Raw genomic sequence first — 17,428 nt, forward strand, 5'->3', positions numbered from 1 at the left:
TGTTCTCGCACACCGAGCTCTTCTCGCACACCGAGCGACCGGAGGTCCCGATGAGCAGAGTGATCCGCGCCGCCCTCTTCCAGACCGCGTGGACCGGCGACAAGGAGTCGATGATCCGGGTGCACGAGCAGGCGGCCCGCGACGCGGCCGCGCAGGGTGCCCAGGTGCTGTGCTTCCAGGAACTGTTCTACGGCCCCTACTTCTGCCAGGTCCAGGACAAGGCGTTCTACGAGTACGCGGAGGCCATCCCGGACGGTCCGATCGTCAAGCGCTTCCAGGCACTCGCCAAGGAGCTGGGCATCGTCCTGGTCCTGCCGATGTACGAGGAGGAGCAGCCCGGCGTCCTGTACAACACGGCGGCCGTGATCGACGCGGACGGCTCGTACCTCGGCAAGTACCGCAAGCACCACATTCCCCAGGTGCCCGGCTTCTGGGAGAAGTTCTACTTCCGTCCCGGCAACCTCGGCTGGCCGGTCTTCGACACCAAGGTCGGGCGGATCGGGGTCTACATCTGCTACGACCGGCACTTCCCGGAGGGCTGGCGGGCCCTCGGCCTGGCCGGTGCCGAGATCGTCTTCAACCCGTCGGCCACCTCGCGCGGCCTGTCCGCCTACCTGTGGCAGCTGGAGCAGCCGGCCGCGGCCGTCGCCAACGAGTACTTCGTCGGCGCGATCAACCGGGTCGGGGTCGAGGAGCTGGGCGACAACGACTTCTACGGGACGACGTACTTCGTCGACCCGGAGGCCCAGTTCGTGGGAGAGGTGGCATCCGACAAGCAGACCGAACTCGTCGTCCGCGACCTGGACATGGCCAAACTGCGCGAGGTCCGCGACCGCTGGCAGTTCTACCGGGACCGCCGCCCCGACGCCTACCCCCCGCTGACCGCGCCCTGACCGAACCGTCGACTCCGGCAGGAGAGGGATCATGAGCAGCCGTACCGTCATCCGTGGCGGCCTCGTCATCACCGCATCCGACGAGATCCACGCCGACGTCCTGATCGAGGACGGCCGCATCGCCGCCCTCGCCGCCTCCGGCACCCCGGCAGCCGAGGCCTTCACGGCCGAAACGGTCATCGACGCCACCGGGAAGTACGTCATCCCGGGCGGCGTCGACGTCCACACCCACATGGAGCTGCCCTTCGGCGGCACCTTCGCCTCCGACACCTTCGAGACCGGCACCCGGGCCGCCGCCTGGGGCGGCACCACCACGATCGTCGACTTCGCGGTGCAGAGCGTCGGCCGCTCCCTGCGCGAGGGCCTGGACGCCTGGCACGCCAAGGCCGAGGGCAACTGCGCCGTCGACTACGGCTTCCACATGATCGTCTCCGACGTCAACCAGGAGACGCTGAAGGAGATGGACCTGCTGGTGGAGGAGGGCGTGACCTCCTTCAAGCAGTTCATGGCCTATCCGGGCGTCTTCTACAGCGACGACGGCCAGATCCTGCGCGCCATGCAGCGCTCCGCCGAGAACGGCGGCCTGATCATGATGCACGCCGAGAACGGCATCGCCATCGACGTGCTGGTGGAGCAGGCACTGGCTCGCGGCGAGACGGACCCCAGGTACCACGGCGAGGTCCGCAAGGCCCTGCTGGAGGCCGAGGCCACCCACCGCGCCATCAGGCTCGCCCAGGTCGCGGGCGCCCCGCTGTACGTCGTCCACGTCTCGGCGATGGAGGCGGTCGCCGAGCTGGCCCGGGCCCGCGACGAGGGTCTCCACGTGTTCGGCGAGACCTGCCCGCAGTACCTGTTCCTGTCCACCGACAACCTCGCCGAGCCCGGCTTCGAGGGCGCGAAGTACGTGTGCAGCACGCCGCTTCGCCCGAAGGAGCACCAGGCCAAGCTGTGGCGGGGACTCAGGACCAACGACCTCCAGGTCGTCTCCACCGACCACTGCCCCTTCTGCTTCACGGGCCAGAAGGAGCTCGGCCGCGGCGACTTCTCCAAGATCCCCAACGGTCTGCCGGGCGTGGAGAACCGTATGGACCTGCTCCACCAGGCCGTCGTCGACGGGCACATCGGCCGCCGCCGCTGGATCGAGATCGCCTGTGCCACCCCGGCCCGGATGTTCGGCATGTACCCGAAGAAGGGCACCATCGCCCCGGGCGCCGACGCCGACGTCGTCATCTACGACCCGCACGCCGAGCAGGTCATGTCCGCCGAGAACCACCACATGAACGTCGACTACTCGGCGTACGAGGGCAGGCGCACCACCGGCCGGGTCGAGACCGTGCTCTCGCGCGGCGAACCCGTCATCATCGAGCGGGAGTACACCGGACGCGCCGGCCACGGTGTCTACACCCCGCGCTCCACCTGTCAGTACCTCACCTAGGAGTGGCGCTCATGGACTTCGGACTCGTCCTGCAGACCGACCCGCCGGCCTCCCGCGTCGTCAGCCTGATGCAGCGCGCCGAACGCAACGGCTTCACCCACGGCTGGACGTTCGACTCCGCCGTGCTCTGGCAGGAACCCTTTGTGATCTACAGTCAGATCCTGTCGAGCACGGAGCGTCTGAAGGTCGGCCCCATGGTCACCAACCCGGGCACCCGCACCTGGGAGGTCACCGCCTCCACCTTCGCCACCCTCAACGACATGTTCGGCAACCGCACCGTCTGCGGCATCGGCCGCGGCGACTCCGCCATGAGGGTCGCGGGCCGCAAGCCCAACACCCTCGCCCGCATCAGCGAGGCCATGAAGGTCATCCGGGCCCTCGGCCGGGGCGAGGAGGCCGATCTCGGCGGCACGGTGGTCAGGTTCCCGTGGATCAAGCCGGGCGCCGAAGTGCCCGTGTGGATGGCGGCGTACGGCCCCAAGGCGCTGAAGATGACCGGCGAGGAGGCCGACGGGTTCATCCTCCAGCTCGCCGACCTGTATCTGACCGAGTACATGGTCAAGGCCGTGAAGGACGCGGCTCGCGCCGCCGGCCGCGACCCGTCCGAGGTGCGGATCTGCGTGGCCGCCCCCGCGTACGTCACCGACGACGACTCGCCCGAGGCACTCGCCCACGCCCGCGAACAGTGCCGCTGGTTCGGCGGGATGGTCGGCAACCACGTCGCCGACCTGGTCGCCAAGTACGGCGAGCACTCCGCGGCCGTACCCGACGAACTCACCGACTACATCAAGGCCCGCCAGAGCTACGACTACGCCCACCACGGGCGCAGCGGCAACCCCGACACCCAGTTCGTGCCGGACGAGATCGTCGACCGGTTCTGCCTGATCGGCCCGGTCGGCAAGCACATCGAGAAACTGAACGCGCTGCGCGAGCTGGGCGTCGACCAGTTCGCGGTGTACGACATGCACGACGCGCAGGAAAAGGTCATCGACGTCTACGGATCGCAGGTGATCCCCGCCGTCAACTCCTGACCCGCGCCACCGCCGCCCCGCCCCACCCCCCACTCCAGGTCACCCCTCCCCACCTCCCCGGGGAGGGGCGAGTGCCCGCACGGCCTCTCCCGTCCCACCTCGTTCGATTGGCCTGCCCATGACCGACACCGCTCCCACCGCCATACCGCCGACCGCCCAGGTCACCCTCGCCGACGGCCGAGTGGAGATCGCCCCCGGGGCGCCGCAGCCCAGCGGCCCCTACGCCAACGAGGACCTGCTCCCCGTCCCGGTGGCCGGACGCACCTGGACCACCTACAACTTCTCCGCGCTGTGGGTCGGCATGGCCCACAACACGGCCTCCTGGACCCTCGCCTCCGGGCTCATCGCCGTGGGGATGGACTGGAAACAGGCGGTGTTCACCATCGCCCTGGCCAACCTGATCGTGCTCGTGCCGATGCTGCTCACCGGGCACGCGGGACCGAAGTACGGCATCCCCTTCCCGGTCTTCGCCCGCGCCTCCTTCGGGGTGCGCGGCGCCAACCTCCCCGCCGTGGTCCGGGCGTTGGTGGCCTGCGGCTGGTTCGGCATCCAGACCTGGATCGGCGGCGAGGCCATCTACTTCCTCGCCGGGAAGCTGATCGGCGACAGCTGGTCGAACGCCTCGCACATCGGCGGGTACGCCTGGACCATGTGGCTGTCGTTCGCGCTCTTCTGGGCGATCCAGGTCGCGATCATCTACCGGGGCATGGAGACCATCCGCCGCTTCGAGAACTGGGCGGCGCCCTTCGTCCTCGTCGGCGCCTTCGTGATGCTGTGGTGGATGAGCAGCAAGGCCGGCGGCCTCGGCCCGCTGTTCGACCAGCCCTCGAGGCTGGGCTGGGGCGGTGACTTCTGGAAGCTGTTCTGGCCCTCCCTCATGGGCATGATCGGCTTCTGGTCCACGCTGTCGCTGAACATCCCGGACTTCACCCGGTACGGCAGGAGCCAGAAGGCGCAGACCCGCGGCCAGGCGCTCGGCCTGCCGACCACGATGACCCTCTTCGCCTTCCTCTCCGTGCTGGTGACCTCCGGTTCGCAGGCGGTGTACGGCAAGCCGATCTGGGACCCGGTCCAACTGGCCGCGCAGACCGACAGCGTGGTGGGTCTGCTGTACGCGCTGGTGACGGTCCTGGTGGCGACCCTGTCCGTCAACATCGCGGCCAACCTGGTCTCACCGGCGTTCGACTTCTCCAACATCGCGCCCCGCCGGATCAGTTTCCGTACCGGCGCCCTCGCCACCTGCGTGCTCGGCGTACTGATCCTCCCCTGGAAGCTGTACTCCGACCCGCAGGGCTACATCTTCACCTGGCTCGGCCTGGTCGGCGGCCTGCTCGGCACGGTCGCCGGCATCCTCATCGCCGACTACTGGATCCTGCGCCGCACCCGCCTCGACCTCACCGACCTCTACCGCACGGGCGGCCGGTACTGGTACGAGGGCGGCTGGAACTGGCGGGCGGTCGTCGCCTTCCTGGCCGGCGGTGTGCTGGCCGTCGGCGGCGCCAGTTTCAAACCCCTGATCGACGGCCGGCCCATCCCGGCGCTGTCCTCGCTCGCCGACTACGGCTGGGCGGTGGGCCTCGGCACGTCCCTGGTGCTGTACCTGGCGCTGACGCTGCTGACCGGACGGAAGGACACCGCGATCTGACGTTCCGCCGGCCCCGGAGGGCGTCAGCCGCTCCTGCTGCCCTCCAGGGCCGTCACCGCGTCCTTGGCCGCCTTGATGGCGCCCTTGTTGATCACATCCGTGCTCGGCGCCTTCTTCGTCTCGAAGTCGCTGCCGTTGTACGTCACCACCACCAGCGCGTTGGACACCCGCACCAGCACCACGCCCTCGCGGGTCTGCTGCTTGTCCTCGGTGGTCAGGTTCACCACCGAGTACCCGGAGTCACCGACGCCCGGGACGTCCCCTCCGCCGCTCTTCTCGGTGACGCGCTGCTGGTACTCCTTCTCGGCCGCCTGGTTCGACTCCATGAGCTCGAAGGACACGTCGAGCCAGCGGTAGTCGAACCCCTTGAGGGCGTTCCAGGAGCAGGTGCGGCGCAGCTTGGTGTCGGTGGAGGGGATCTCCTTGCCGGTCGTCTTCGCCCCGGGCACCAGCGCTGTGACGGTCTTGCGCGTGATGCTGCCGCAGGGCGCGGGCGCGGCGGTGTACGTCCTGGACGCCGCCGTCGCGGAGGGCGCCGAGGGCGACCCGGTGGCCGTCTCGGCCACGGACGGCTGGTGCCCGGCGGCCGGCGCCGGGGCGAACGGACCGGACGTCAGCGCCCAGCCGGCCGTGGCCAGGACGGCCACCGGCGACAGACGCGCGGTCAGGGCGAGCGGCAGGGGAAGTGAGGGCACGGCGCACTTCTCGTGGGGGAGCGGTGTGCGGGGCGGAGGGGTCCGCACCGTCGGGGGGACGACAGTGTCACACGACTCCCTGTGGGTTGGAAGTGCGAACTCGCTCCGTGCCTGTGTGATCACTTCGGGGCAGTCGACGGGACGGCCGGCAGGCTGCCCGGGTGTGTTCGCAGGTCGCCCAGGGGGGCGTGAGCGGCGACGGGGTGGGGTGGCTCGGTCGCGCAGCCGCCTTGGTCGCCACACGCCGTGTGTCGCCCTGGCTGACCGCCGTGGCCGTCCCCTCACTGTGTCAGGTGCCGCAGTTCGTTCTCGTACAGCTCCGCCGGGTCGAAACCCATGCCGGTGAAGTGACCCGCCAGTTCCAGGGAGAGGGCGCCGTGCAGGCGGGTCCAGAAGTGGAGGGCGAGGCGCAGGGCCGTCGGGGAGGCGGGGTGGGCGCCTGCCCACTGCCGGTTTTCGGCAAGGTGGGATTCGAGCGGAGTGTCCTGCGCCGCGGTCGCGGCAGGGCCGACGGCTGACTGGGCGGCGTCCAGGAGGGCGTCCATGATCTCTGAGGCGATCAGGGTGATGTTGTCGGGGGCGTGGTAGCCGGGGACCGGTGTGCCGTAGACGAGGAAGTAGCGCTGGGGGTCGTCCAGTGCCCAGGTGCGCAGCGTGCGCCCGAGTCCGGCGAGATCCGCGCCTGATGCGGCGGCGGTGCGGATGGTGTCGGCGAGACCGCGGTAGGCGTCGCGGATCAGCTCGGTGATCAGTTCGTCCCGGCCGGCGAAGTACCGGTAGAGCGCGGGACCGCTCATCCCCATCTCTTTGGCGATGGCGTTGAGGGACAGTCCCGGCGCCCCGGCCACGGCGATCTGCTCCCAGGCGCGCTCCTTGATCTCGGCGCGCAGTTGGGCGCGGTAGCGCTCGCGTGGGGTCTCCTTGCCCGCGATGGCCATGGGCTCATCCCTTCCCTGTCATGTCCCTCGGCTTCGGAAACCGGCGAAGCGGCTGGTGGACCGCCGCGTGTTAGACCCTATTACGAACATACTTGACTGTCACTCCGAGCTCCAGTTATAACTTCTAACGAAAGCGTCAGCTGCTAACGGAGCTGCTGGAGTCGAGGGAGGTCGTCATGAACGCCACAGGCATGGTCGAGGTCGTGCTGCCGGGCAAGGTCGAGCCGGAGGGGCTTCAGGTGCGGCACGGTGCCGTCCCGAGCGCCGGGCCGGGGCAGGTCGTCGTCCGCATGGAAGCCACCGGTGTCTCCTTCGCGGAGCAGCAGATGCGCCGCGGCCGCTACTACGACCAGCCGCCCTTCCCCTTCGTCCCCGGCTACGACCTGGTCGGCACCGTGGCGGCGACCGGCGAGGGCGTCGATGCGGGGCTGGCCGGTACCCGGGTGGCAGTGCTGTTGAAGGTCGGCGGCTGGGCCAGCCATGTGGTCGTCGACGCCGCCGACCTGGTGCCTGTCCCGGACGGGATCGGCGCGGCGGAGGCGGAGACCGTGGTGATCAACGGCATCACGGCCTGGCAGATGCTGCACCGCAAGGCCCGCGTCCGCGCCGGGCAGACCGTGCTGGTGCACGGCGCCAACGGGGGAGTCGGCTCGGTCCTGGTCCAGCTCGCCCGAGCCGCCGGAGCGAACGTGATCGGCACCGCTTCCGCACGCCATCACGCAGCCCTGCGGGAACAGGAAGTGACCCCGATCGACTACCGCACCGAGGACATCCCCGCCCGTGTCCGCGAAATCGCCCCGGGCGGCGTGGACGCCGTCTTCGACCACGTCGGCGGCCGCAGCGTCGTCGACTCCTGGAGCCTGCTCGCGCCCGGCGGCACGCTCGTCGCCTACGGCAGCGCCTCCACCCGGGACGACGAGGGCTCCAAGCAGTGGCCCGTACTCAAGCTGCTCGGCCGGGTGTGGCTGTGGAACACCCTGCCCAACCGCCGCCGTGCCCACTTCTTCAACGTCTGGGCCGGTCGCGCCCTGAACCGCGGTCGCTTCCAGGACCGGCTGCGCGCCGACCTCGCCGAGGTCTTCGAAGCTCTGCGTCGAGGTGAGATCACCGCCCGGATCGCCGCCCGACTGCCCCTCACCGAGGCCGCCGAGGCGATGCGACTGGCGGAGTCCGGCACCGTCGCCGGAAAGGTCGTCCTGCACCCCTGACACAGCACGCGGAAGCCCGCCCCACGCATTCCCGACGGTCGTCTTCTGCCACCCGACGGGCCGCCCCCGCATCGCCTCTGCGCCTGTCGCGGCGCGCACACTCCCAGCCTGGTGACCACCTTCGCCCAGCTCACCCGCCTGCGCGACGGCCTGGCCCGCATCTCCCCGCACCTGAGCGGCGCCGTGCGCTTTGGGACCGCTCTCACCGGCTGCCTCGGCCGGCCCGCCCCGCCCACCCCGTGGCGGCCGGGACCCCGTTCACGGCGCACCACCCGCGCTCGTCGTGCAGTCCACTCACCAGGCCCTCGCCCCGCACAGCGCGGGCTTCGTCATGGCGGCCCAACTGCCCGCCAGCGTCGTCCTCGGCCGCGAAGGCGACGACTGCAGCATGTTCCTGGCGGGTCACAAGGCCGCCGGTCGGTGGGGCCCGGCGAAGTCCGTTGTACACGACCGTCGTCGACGGCACATCAGCCGTCCGGACGTTCACCTCGGCGGCATACACACACGCCGACGACACTCGTCAACGCCGCCCGACCCGGCGCCGGGGCGTTGCCGGCGCAGGACGATCGATAACCTTCCGGGGAGCGGGAGGAGGAGGTCCCCGGCGCAGACTCCCCAGTTCTCCCAGCGCCCGTCCTCAGTGCCCATCGTCCGGAACGGCACAGGTAAACAGCGAGGTGAGAGGCTCTATGTTCACCACCCGGCCCACCCTGCAGGGCACCTTCGGCATGGTGTCGTCGACCCACTGGCTGGCCTCCCAGTCGGCGATGGCCGTGCTGGAGGACGGTGGCAACGCCTATGACGCGGCCGTCGCGGGCGCGTTCGTACTGCATGTCGTCGAGCCGCACCTCAACGGGCCCGCCGGTGAGGTGCCGATGCTGCTGGCCCCGGCCGGCGGCGAGGTGCGCGTGCTCTGCGGGCAGGGCGTGGCGCCGACGGGGGCGACGGCCGCGCACCACAGGGGGCTCGGGCTGGATCTCGTACCCGGCACCGGACCGCTCGCGGCGGCCGTGCCCGGAGCCTTCGACGCCTGGATGCTGCTGCTGCGCGACCACGGCACCAAGTCCCTCGACGACGTCCTGAAGTACGCCGTCGGATACGCCGAGCACGGGCACGCGCCCGTGGAGAACGTCGGCGCCACCGTGGAGACGGTACGGGAGCTGTTCGAGACGGAGTGGACCTCCTCGGCGGCGGTGTACCTCCCCGGCGGCCGTGCGCCCCGCACCGGCGAGCTGCTGCGCAACCCCGCCCTCGCCGCCACCTGGAAGCGGCTGCTCGCCGAGACCGCCGGGGCGGGGGACCGCGAGGCACGCATCGAGGCCGCCCGCGAGGTCTGGCGCACGGGCTTCATCGCCGAGGCGCTCGTCCGGCAGGCCGCCCGGCCCACCCTCGACACCAGCGGCGAGCGGCACAGCGGGACACTCACCGCCGACGACCTCGCCGGGTGGTCCGCGACCTACGAGGCACCGGTGACGTACGACTGGAACGGCTGGACCGTGTGCAAGGCCGGTCCCTGGAGCCAGGGTCCCGCCCTGCTCCAGCAGCTCGCCCTGCTCCCACGAGAGCTGCCCGCCTACGGCTCGGCCGACTACGTCCACCTGCTCGTCGAGGGCTGCAAGCTCGCCATGGCCGACCGGGAGGCCTGGTACGGGGACGCGGCCGAGGTGCCGCTCGATGAGCTGCTGTCGGAACGCTACAACGCCGGGCGGCGGCGGCTCGTCGGCGCGGAGGCCTCGTACGAGCTGCGGCCCGGCAGCCCCGGCGGGCGGGAGCCCCGGCTGCCCGTCCACGCGCGCGTGGGGACCTACGAGGAACCCGGCTCCGCCCCGGTGGGCGTCGGCGAGCCCACCGTGATGAAGATCCCGGGCGAGCCCGAGGTCTCCGCCCGCGGCGGCACCCGCGGCGACACCTGTCACCTCGACGTCGTCGACCGCTGGGGCAACATGATCGCCACCACGCCCAGCGGCGGCTGGCTCCAGTCCAACCCGGTCGTCCCCGAACTCGGCTTCCCCCTCGGTACCCGGCTGCAGATGGCGTGGCTGGAGGAGGGCCTGCCCAACACCCTGACCCCCGGCCGCCGTCCCCGCACCACCCTCACCCCGTCCCTGGCGCTGCGCGACGGCGTGCCCGTCATGGCCTTCGGCACCCCCGGCGGCGACCAGCAGGACCAGTGGCAGCTGCATTTCTTCCTGGCCGTCGCCCTGCACGCCCCCGTTCGCGGCGGCCTCGACCTCCAAGGCGCCATCGACGCGCCGAACTGGCACAGCGACAGTTTTCCGAGCTCCTTCTACCCGCGCGGCAGCCGCCCCGGCAGCCTGACCGTCGAGTCCCGCCTCGCCCCCCGGACCGTCGACGGACTGCGGCGCCGCGGCCACGACGTCACGGTCGGTCCCGCCTGGTCGGAGGGGCGCCTGTGCGCGGTGGCCCGGGATCCGGAGACCGGAATACTGTCGGCGGCGGCCAATCCGCGCGGTATGCAGGGGTATGCGGTGGGACGGTGACCCCGCTTCTTCAACCCGATTCCATCCGGTGTCCACCGGCCCGGCGGGGATTGCCAGTGCCACGTGCTCTCATGGAGGCATGATCGGACACAAGGAAACCATCGACGAGTTTCTCGACACGTTCCTCACCCGCCACGCGGCCGACGTGGAGGAAGCGATCCGCAAGGCGGCCGCCACCGAGATCCTGCCCCGCTTCCGCCGGCTCGCCGCGCACGACGTCGAGCAGAAGAGCGGACCGCACGACCTGGTCACCGACGCCGACCGCCTGGCGGAGCTGTACCTCACCGACAAGCTGGCCGCCCTGCTGCCCGGCTCCCTGGTCGTCGGCGAGGAGGCGGTGCACGCCAACCCGGCGACGTACGAGGCGATCCAGCGCGACGCGCTCGTGTGGATCATCGACCCCGTGGACGGCACACGGCAGTTCGTCCGCGGCGACGAGGGCTTCTGCACGCTGGTGGCCCTCGCCCACCGCGGTGTCACGCTCGCCTCCTGGACCTACGCGCCCGCCCACGACCAACTGGCCACCGCCGTACGGGACAAGGGCGCCTTCCTGGACGGCGCACCGCTGCACGCCGGTACCCCCGACCCCGGCCGGGACCTGCGCGTCGCCACCTCCCACCCGGACTTCACCACCGACGAGCAGAAGCAGGCCCTGCTCGGCTTGTGGACGCAGGGTGTCGAGCCCCGCCCCTGCGGGTCCGCGGGGCTCGAGTACCTGGCCGTCGCCCGCGGCGAGTTGGACGCGACCGCCTTCTCCTGGGAGGCGGCCTGGGACCACACGGCCGGGCTGCTGCTGGTCGAGGAGGCGGGCGGCGCCCACCTCACGCTCGCGGGCGAGCCGTTCCGGATCACCGGCGGCAACGCCCTGCCCTTCACGGCGGCCCGGGACGCGGCCACGGCCCGCCGCGTGGTGGAACTGCTGCGGCCCGCGGCCTGACCGGCCGTCCGCGCCACCCGGGGGAACCCACCCGCGCCGGGGACGGCCGGTTTCCCGGCATATGCTGAAGCCGAGTGGCCATCGGCTGACGAAGGGGTCCGAAGGTGCCGTCGATGCTCGATGCGGTCGTGGTGGGTGCGGGACCGAACGGCCTGACGGCCGCCGTGGAGCTGGCCCGCCGCGGCTTCTCCGTCGCCCTCTTCGAGGCCCGCGACACCGTCGGCGGGGGAGCCCGCACCGAAGAGCTCACCCTGCCCGGCTTCCGCCACGACCCCTGTTCCGCGGCTCATCCCCTCGGCATCAACTCGCCGGCCTTCCGCGCGATGCCCCTGGAACGGTACGGCCTGCAGTGGCTGCACGCCGACCTGCCCATGGCCCACCCCTTCCCGGACGGCACGGCCGCCGTGCTGGCCCGGTCCGTCGCCGAGACGGCGGCCTCCTTCGGGCCGCGCGACGCGGGGGCCTACCGCAGACTGGTCGCCCCGTTCCTCACCCGGTGGGACACCCTGGTCCGGGACTTCATGTCCCTGCCGCTCACCGCGCTCCCGCGCGACCCCCTGACCCTGGCCCGGTTCGGCCTGGCCGGGCTGCCGCCCTCCACCTGGCTGATGCGCCGCTTCCACGACGAGCGCGCCAAGGCACTCTTCTCCGGTCTCGTCGCCCACGTCATCGCGCCCCTCGACGGCTTCGCCACCGGTGCCATCGGCCTGGTCTTCGCCCTGTCCGCGCACGCCCGGGGCTGGCCCGTGGCCCGCGGTGGCTCCCAGTCCGTCTCCGACGCCCTCGCCGCCTACCTGGAGGACCTCGGCGGCATCGTGCACACCGACTACGAGGTCAAGCGCCTCGACGACCTGCCGCCCGCGCGCGCGTACGTCTTCGACACCTCGCCCACCGCGCTGGCCCGCATCGCCGGCTTCGGCCGCACGTACGACGGCTACCGCTACGGCCCCGGCGTGTTCAAGATCGACTACGCGCTGGACGGCCCGGTGCCGTGGACCGCGCCCGAGGCCCGCCGCGCCGGCACCGTCCAGATCGGCGCGGACAGCGCCGAGATCGGTGCCGCCCTGAACACGGTGTACCGGCAGGGCCGCGCGCCCGACCCGCCCTTCCTCATCACCGTGCAGCCCGGCGTCGCCGACCCCACCCGGGCCCCCGAGGGCAAACAGGTCTTCTGGGCGTACGGCCATGTGCCGAACGGCTGGACCGGCGACCTCACGGACGCCATAGAGCGCCAGCTGGAGCGCTTCGCCCCCGGCTTCCGCGACCGGATCCTGGCCCGCGCCACCGCCGGCCCGCCCGAACTGGCCGCCCGCAACGCCAACTACGTCGGCGGCGACATCGCCACCGGCGCGGCCTCCGGACTGCAGCTCCTGATGCGCCCCAAGCTGTCCCTGTTCCCGTACCGCACCCCCCACCCGGCCGTGTTCATCTGCTCCTCCGCCACCCCGCCGGGGCCCGGCGTGCACGGCATGTCGGGGCACAACGCGGCCAAGGCCGTGTGGCGGAGGCTGCGGCAGCGATGACCGCCATCATCCTCGTGCGCGGTGACATCACCCGGCAGAGCGTCGACGCGATCGTCAACGCGGCCAACTCCTCCCTCCTCGGCGGCGGGGGCGTGGACGGCGCGATCCACCGCCGCGGCGGCCCCGCGATCCTCGCGGAGTGCCGCAGGCTCCGCGCCTCCCACCTCGGCAAGGGGCTGCCCACCGGCCGCGCGGTCGCCACCACGGCAGGCCAGCTGGACGCCCGCTGGGTGATCCACACCGTCGGCCCGGTGTACCGGGCTTCCGGCAGCGAGCCGTCGCTCCTGACCTCCTGTTACCGGGAGTCGCTCAGGGTCGCGGACGAGCTGGGGGCGCGGACCGTCGCGTTCCCCGCCATCTCGACCGGCGTCTACGGGTGGCCGATGACGGACGCCGCCCGCATCGCCGTGGCGGCGGTCAGGGAGGCGGAGACCGAGGTGGAAGAGGTCAGGTTCGTCCTGTTCGACGAGCGGGCGTACGAGGCCTTCGCCGCACAGCTCGACTGAACGCCGGCCTGCCGCTTCACCGCGGCGAGCCGGTCTGGTCGCCGCCCTGCTCCCCGGCCGTCACGGACTCCCGGCGCCGCCGGACGAGGGCCATCACCGGCCCCAGCGCCAGTACCGCCGCCAGCGCCCCGTAGCCGTACGTCAGCGTCGCCGCCGACGCCACCGCCGCCACCAGCAACGGGCCGCCCGCGTCGCCGAGTTCGCGGCCCAGCTCCGCCGCCCCCATGGTCTGGCCCAGGCGTTCCGGGGGCGTGGCCGAGGCGAGAGCGGCGAAGCCCAGCGGGGTGATCAGACCCGTGCCGACGCCGATGAGGGCGGCGGCGAGGAGGACACCGGCCGGCCCGGGCAGCATCGCCGCGGCCAGCCCCGCCGCCGCGAGCAGCAGCCCGCACGTGAGACCGGTGCCGGCCCGCAACCGTCCCGCGTCCAGCGCCCGTCCGGCGCGGGGCTGCACGAGGGCCGCGCAGGCCGCCAGCAGCGACACCGCCGCGCCGGTCGCCACCGTGCCGAACCCCGCCACCCTGCCCGAAACGGGCAGGAAACCCACCCCGGCCGACAACGCCGCCGTCGCCCCGGCGAGGGCCGCCGTCGGCACCCAGAACACCGGATCGGACAGCCGCCGCCCGAGATCGAGCAGCGTCTGCCGGGCCCGGGGGAGCGGCGGCACGTGGGGCACGGCGGCCAGCGCCCACACCGCCACCACCGCGGCGAGCACCGCCAGCACCCCGAACAGCAGCCGCAGCCCGCCCGCCCACACCAGCACGCCGCCGAGCAGCGGCCCCAGCGTGTATCCCACGGACTTGAAGAAGCCATAGCTCCCGAACGCCCGCCCCCGGCCGGCGTCCCTGTGCAGCCGGGCCACCAGCGCCGAGGCCGCCGGGGAGAAGGCGGAGGCCGCAGCGCCCTGGCCCAGCCGAGCCGCCCACAGCCAGCCGGCAGAGCCCGCGACGGCGTACAACGCGGACGCGGCGGCGAAGGCGGCGAGCCCGCCCACCAGCACGGGGCGCGCCCCGACCCGGTCGGCCAGGGTGCCGAACACCGGCTTCAGCAGCACCTCGGCGCCGTCGTACAGGGCCAGCAGGCCGCCCAGGACCCACAGGGAGGTGACCGCGTCGGCGGAGCGCGCACCCAGACTCGCTGCGACACCGTGCGCGCCGAACGCGGTGGTGAAACCGGCGGCGTACAGTGGCCACACCCGACCTCGGTCCATGGCGAGCAGCGTACCGACCGCCCCACCCGAACAGGCGATCCGGGCAGGCGCAGGGCAGACGAGGTCCATGTCGGATTTCCGCCAGCCCGGCCCGTGTGGGTAGGGGATCCTGGATCCATGCAGACAGGGATGCACGCCGACCGGGAGCGCTGTGTACGCGCCGTGCAGTCGAAGGACGCCCGTTTCGACGGCTGGTTCTTCACCGCCGTGACCACCACCCGTATCTACTGCCGGCCCAGCTGCCCGGTGGTGCCGCCCAAGCCCGGGAACATGACCTTCTACCCGAGCGCGGCCGCCTGCCAGCAGGCCGGCTTCCGGGCCTGCAAGCGCTGCCGCCCCGACACCAGCCCCGGTTCCCCGGAGTGGAACCAGCGCGCCGATCTGGTGGCCCGCGCCATGCGGCTGATCGCCGACGGGGTCGTGGACCGCGACGGCGTACCCGGCCTCGCCGCCCGCCTCGGCTACAGCACCCGCCAGGTCGAACGCCAGCTCCTCGCCGAGCTGGGCGCCGGCCCGCTCGCGCTCGCCCGCGCCCAGCGCGCCCAGACGGCCCGCCTGCTCATCGAGACCACCCCGCTGCCCATGGCGGAGATCGCCTTCGCGGCCGGGTTCTCCTCGATCCGCACCTTCAACGACACCGTCCGCGAGGTCTTCGCCCTCCCGCCGAGCGAACTGCGGGCCCGGGTGCCGAAGAAGAACAGCGCCGCCGCCACTCCGGGCGCCCTGTCGCTGCGCCTGCCGTTCCGCGCCCCGCTCAACCCCGACAATCTCTTCGGCCACCTCGCGGCGACCGCCGTGCCCGGAGTGGAGGAGTGGCGGGACGGCGCCTACCGGCGCACGCTCCGGCTGCCGTACGGGCACGGCATCGTGGCACTGGCTCCCCGGCCGGACCACATCGCCTGCCGGCTCACCCTCAGCGACCTGCGCGACCTGACCGTCGCCATCAGCCGCTGCCGCCGTCTGCTCGACCTGGATGCCGACCCGGTCGCCGTCGACGACCAGTTGCGCGCGGATCCGCTCCTCGCGCCCCTGGTGGACAAGGCCCCCGGCCGACGTGTGCCTCGCACCGTCGACGAGGCGGAGTTCGCCGTCCGCGCCGTCCTCGGCCAGCAGGTCTCCACGGCCGCCGCCCGCACCCACGCCGCCCGTCTGGTCACCGCGCACGGCAGGCCCGTCGACGACCCCGAGGGCGGCCTCACCCACCTGTTCCCCTCACCCGAGGAGCTCGCCGCCCTCGACCCGGAGACACTGGCGATGCCCCGCACCCGGCGCACCACGTTCACCACCCTGGTGCGTCAACTGGCCGACGGCTCACTCCACCTGGGCGTGGAGAGCGACTGGGCCGAGACCCGCGCCCGGCTCCTCGACCTTCCCGGCTTCGGCCCGTGGACGGTCGACGTCATCGCGATGCGCGCCCTCGGCGACCCCGACGCGTTCCTGCCCACCGACCTCGGCATCCGGCGCGCGGCCCAGGAGCTGGGCCTGCCCTCCACCCCGGCGGCGCTCACCGCCCGCGCGGCGGCCTGGCGCCCCTGGCGGGCGTACGCCGTCCAGTACCTGTGGGCGACCGACAGCCACCCGATCAACTTCCTGCCCGTATGACGTAGACCGTAGATCGTAGACCGTATGAGAACAGCCGAGGACGATCCCGTGAAGCAGTTGAAGCAGTTGAAGCAGTTGAAGCAGCACACCGTCATCGACAGCCCCTACGGCCCCCTCACCCTCGTCGCCGACGAGGACGGCGTCCTGTGCGGCCTCTACATGACCGACCAGCGCCACCGTCCACCCGAGGAGACCTTCGGCGACCGCGACGCCACCCCCTTCGCCGAGGCGCAGGACCAGCTCGCGGCCTACTTCGCCGGGGAACTGAAGGAGTTCACCCTCGAACTGCGCCTGCACGGCACCGCGTTCCAGCGCAGCGTCTGGGACCAGCTGCGCCGCATCCCCTACGGCGAGACCCGCTCCTACGGCGAACTCGCCGCCGCCCTCGGCAACCCCGCCGCCTCCCGGGCCGTCGGACTGGCCAACGGCCGGAACCCGGTCGGCATCATCGTCCCCTGCCACCGGGTGATCGGTTCCGGCGGCGCCCTCACCGGCTACGGCGGCGGCCTTGACCGCAAACAGCGCCTGCTGGACTTCGAGCGCGGCACGGCGTTGTTCTAGGGGGTCCTACACCCCGGGGGCCTGGCCCGCTCTCGCGGCGGGTTCACCAGGCCACCTCACCGTGACGGTCGCGGAAGGTCCCGGTCGGTCCGTCGGCCCCGACGGTGGCGAGTTCGACGATCGCGTCGGTCCCCTCGGTCACCGTCTGCGGGCCGCTGTGCCCGTTGAAGTCGGTCGCCGTGTAGCCCGGGTCGGCCGCGTTCACCTTCATGTCCGGCCAGGCCTTCGCGTACTGCGTGGTCAGCATGGTCACGGCGGCCTTCGACGCCGTGTAGAGCGGCGCGACGGGCCGGGACTCGACGCGCTCGGGATCGTGGGTCGCCGCGAACGACCCCATGCCGCTCGACACGTTGACGATGACCGGGTTCGCGGACCCCCGCAGCAGAGGCAGGAACGCGTGGGTCACCCGGACGATCCCCACGACATTGACCTCGAACACCGCCTGGGCGTCGGCGGCCGTGATCTGGTCGGCGGGGCTGTGCGTCCCGAGCACGCCCGCGTTGTTGACCAGGACGTCGACGGCACCCTCGCGCGCGGCGACGTCGGCGGCGGCCGCGGCCACCGACACGTCGTCGGTCACATCGATCTGGACGAACCGGGCACCGAGGGCGTCGGCGGCCGCCTGGCCACGCTCCGGATCGCGAGCGCCGACGAGGACGGTGTGACCGGCCTCGATCAACCGGCGGGCGGTCTCGTACCCGAGGGACTTGTTGGCTCCTGTGATGAATGTTGTCGTCATGGGT

At 72.2% G+C, this 17,428-nt stretch carries 15 protein-coding genes; 11 read left to right on the forward strand and 4 right to left on the reverse strand.

Annotation, left to right across the window (positions count from 1 at the left end; translation table 11 throughout):
- The first annotated feature begins 50 nt into the window (after window positions 1-50).
- From ACFY0F_RS20745 to ACFY0F_RS20760, 4 genes are all read left to right on the forward strand, one after another.
- On the forward strand, window positions 51-893 hold the full coding sequence (locus ACFY0F_RS20745; protein ID WP_388795974.1) for a nitrilase-related carbon-nitrogen hydrolase: 843 nt from the start codon (window positions 51-53) through the stop codon (window positions 891-893).
- 31 nt (window positions 894-924) lie between these two features.
- Window positions 925-2,328, forward strand: a complete 1,404-nt coding sequence (hydA, locus tag ACFY0F_RS20750) for a dihydropyrimidinase (RefSeq protein ID WP_388795977.1) — start codon at window positions 925-927, stop codon at window positions 2,326-2,328.
- An 11-nt stretch (window positions 2,329-2,339) separates the two neighbouring features.
- Window positions 2,340-3,359 carry a TIGR03842 family LLM class F420-dependent oxidoreductase gene (locus ACFY0F_RS20755; RefSeq protein WP_388795980.1) on the forward strand — a complete coding sequence of 340 codons (1,020 nt, stop codon included), beginning with the start codon at window positions 2,340-2,342 and terminating at the stop codon, window positions 3,357-3,359.
- Window positions 3,360-3,477: 118 nt separating this feature from the next.
- Window positions 3,478-5,004: an NCS1 family nucleobase:cation symporter-1 gene (locus ACFY0F_RS20760; protein WP_388795983.1), complete on the forward strand. Its 1,527-nt coding sequence runs from the start codon at window positions 3,478-3,480 to the stop codon at window positions 5,002-5,004.
- A gap of 23 nt (window positions 5,005-5,027) precedes the next feature.
- Here the strand turns inward: ACFY0F_RS20760 and ACFY0F_RS20765 are convergent, their stop codons facing one another.
- Together ACFY0F_RS20765 and ACFY0F_RS20770 are read right to left on the reverse strand one after the other, a co-directional pair.
- Window positions 5,028-5,699 (reverse strand): hypothetical protein, encoded by a 672-nt coding sequence (locus tag ACFY0F_RS20765; protein WP_388795986.1) that lies wholly within the window; start codon window positions 5,697-5,699, stop codon window positions 5,028-5,030.
- 281 nt (window positions 5,700-5,980) lie between these two features.
- On the reverse strand, window positions 5,981-6,637 hold the full coding sequence (locus ACFY0F_RS20770; protein WP_388795989.1) for a TetR/AcrR family transcriptional regulator: 657 nt from the start codon (window positions 6,635-6,637) through the stop codon (window positions 5,981-5,983).
- A gap of 176 nt (window positions 6,638-6,813) precedes the next feature.
- On the opposite strand from ACFY0F_RS20770, the gene ACFY0F_RS20775 reads away from it, so the two are divergent.
- The 5 genes from ACFY0F_RS20775 (at window position 6,814) to ACFY0F_RS20795 (ending at window position 13,312) form a co-directional block, all read left to right on the forward strand.
- The gene (locus tag ACFY0F_RS20775; RefSeq protein ID WP_388795992.1) at window positions 6,814-7,845 is read left to right on the forward strand and encodes a medium chain dehydrogenase/reductase family protein; all 1,032 of its coding nucleotides are present in this window, start codon (window positions 6,814-6,816) and stop codon (window positions 7,843-7,845) included.
- A gap of 689 nt (window positions 7,846-8,534) precedes the next feature.
- Entirely contained in the window at window positions 8,535-10,346 is a 1,812-nt protein-coding gene (locus ACFY0F_RS20780; RefSeq protein ID WP_388795994.1) for a gamma-glutamyltransferase family protein, read from the forward strand.
- A gap of 79 nt (window positions 10,347-10,425) precedes the next feature.
- The gene (locus ACFY0F_RS20785) at window positions 10,426-11,283 is read left to right on the forward strand and encodes an inositol monophosphatase family protein (RefSeq protein ID WP_388795997.1); all 858 of its coding nucleotides are present in this window, start codon (window positions 10,426-10,428) and stop codon (window positions 11,281-11,283) included.
- A gap of 104 nt (window positions 11,284-11,387) precedes the next feature.
- Entirely contained in the window at window positions 11,388-12,806 is a 1,419-nt protein-coding gene (locus ACFY0F_RS20790) for a phytoene desaturase family protein (RefSeq protein ID WP_388796000.1), read from the forward strand.
- Complete coding sequence (locus ACFY0F_RS20795; protein WP_388796004.1) at window positions 12,803-13,312, forward strand: O-acetyl-ADP-ribose deacetylase; 510 nt, start codon at window positions 12,803-12,805, stop codon at window positions 13,310-13,312. Before ACFY0F_RS20790 ends, ACFY0F_RS20795 begins: the two co-directional genes overlap by 4 nt.
- A 16-nt stretch (window positions 13,313-13,328) precedes the next feature.
- Here ACFY0F_RS20795 and ACFY0F_RS20800 read toward each other — a convergent pair whose 3' ends face one another.
- Window positions 13,329-14,522, reverse strand: a complete 1,194-nt coding sequence (locus ACFY0F_RS20800) for an MFS transporter (RefSeq protein WP_388796007.1) — start codon at window positions 14,520-14,522, stop codon at window positions 13,329-13,331.
- 117 nt (window positions 14,523-14,639) lie between these two features.
- On the opposite strand from ACFY0F_RS20800, the gene ACFY0F_RS20805 reads away from it, so the two are divergent.
- Together ACFY0F_RS20805 and ACFY0F_RS20810 are read left to right on the forward strand one after the other, a co-directional pair.
- On the forward strand, window positions 14,640-16,124 hold the full coding sequence (locus ACFY0F_RS20805) for an AlkA N-terminal domain-containing protein (RefSeq protein ID WP_388796010.1): 1,485 nt from the start codon (window positions 14,640-14,642) through the stop codon (window positions 16,122-16,124).
- A gap of 75 nt (window positions 16,125-16,199) precedes the next feature.
- Window positions 16,200-16,685, forward strand: coding sequence for a methylated-DNA--[protein]-cysteine S-methyltransferase (locus ACFY0F_RS20810; RefSeq protein ID WP_388796256.1), 486 nt, complete (start codon window positions 16,200-16,202; stop codon window positions 16,683-16,685).
- Window positions 16,686-16,728: 43 nt separating this feature from the next.
- Here ACFY0F_RS20810 and ACFY0F_RS20815 read toward each other — a convergent pair whose 3' ends face one another.
- Window positions 16,729-17,424 carry an SDR family NAD(P)-dependent oxidoreductase gene (locus tag ACFY0F_RS20815; RefSeq protein WP_388796013.1) on the reverse strand — a complete coding sequence of 232 codons (696 nt, stop codon included), beginning with the start codon at window positions 17,422-17,424 and terminating at the stop codon, window positions 16,729-16,731.
- Window positions 17,425-17,428 lie beyond the last annotated feature (4 nt).

Origin of the sequence: Streptomyces sp. NPDC001544 (genome assembly GCF_042894285.1) — a bacterium.
Classification (GTDB): Bacteria; Actinomycetota; Actinomycetes; order Streptomycetales; family Streptomycetaceae; genus Streptomyces.

What these genes read in the sequence shown, in the direction of transcription:
- ACFY0F_RS20780 (WP_388795994.1), top strand. Translation starts at nt 8,535, where the DNA reads ATGTTCACCACCCGGCCCACCCTGCAGGGCACCTTCGGCATGGTGTCG.
- ACFY0F_RS20770 (WP_388795989.1), bottom strand. Translation starts at nt 6,637, where the DNA reads ATGGCCATCGCGGGCAAGGAGACCCCACGCGAGCGCTACCGCGCCCAA.
- ACFY0F_RS20795 (WP_388796004.1), top strand. Translation starts at nt 12,803, where the DNA reads ATGACCGCCATCATCCTCGTGCGCGGTGACATCACCCGGCAGAGCGTC.
- ACFY0F_RS20745 (WP_388795974.1), top strand. Translation starts at nt 51, where the DNA reads ATGAGCAGAGTGATCCGCGCCGCCCTCTTCCAGACCGCGTGGACCGGC.
- ACFY0F_RS20775 (WP_388795992.1), top strand. Translation starts at nt 6,814, where the DNA reads ATGAACGCCACAGGCATGGTCGAGGTCGTGCTGCCGGGCAAGGTCGAG.
- ACFY0F_RS20805 (WP_388796010.1), top strand. Translation starts at nt 14,640, where the DNA reads ATGCAGACAGGGATGCACGCCGACCGGGAGCGCTGTGTACGCGCCGTG.
- ACFY0F_RS20755 (WP_388795980.1), top strand. Translation starts at nt 2,340, where the DNA reads ATGGACTTCGGACTCGTCCTGCAGACCGACCCGCCGGCCTCCCGCGTC.
- ACFY0F_RS20800 (WP_388796007.1), bottom strand. Translation starts at nt 14,522, where the DNA reads ATGGACCGAGGTCGGGTGTGGCCACTGTACGCCGCCGGTTTCACCACC.
- ACFY0F_RS20785 (WP_388795997.1), top strand. Translation starts at nt 10,426, where the DNA reads ATGATCGGACACAAGGAAACCATCGACGAGTTTCTCGACACGTTCCTC.
- ACFY0F_RS20815 (WP_388796013.1), bottom strand. Translation starts at nt 17,424, where the DNA reads ATGACGACAACATTCATCACAGGAGCCAACAAGTCCCTCGGGTACGAG.
- hydA (WP_388795977.1), top strand. Translation starts at nt 925, where the DNA reads ATGAGCAGCCGTACCGTCATCCGTGGCGGCCTCGTCATCACCGCATCC.
- ACFY0F_RS20760 (WP_388795983.1), top strand. Translation starts at nt 3,478, where the DNA reads ATGACCGACACCGCTCCCACCGCCATACCGCCGACCGCCCAGGTCACC.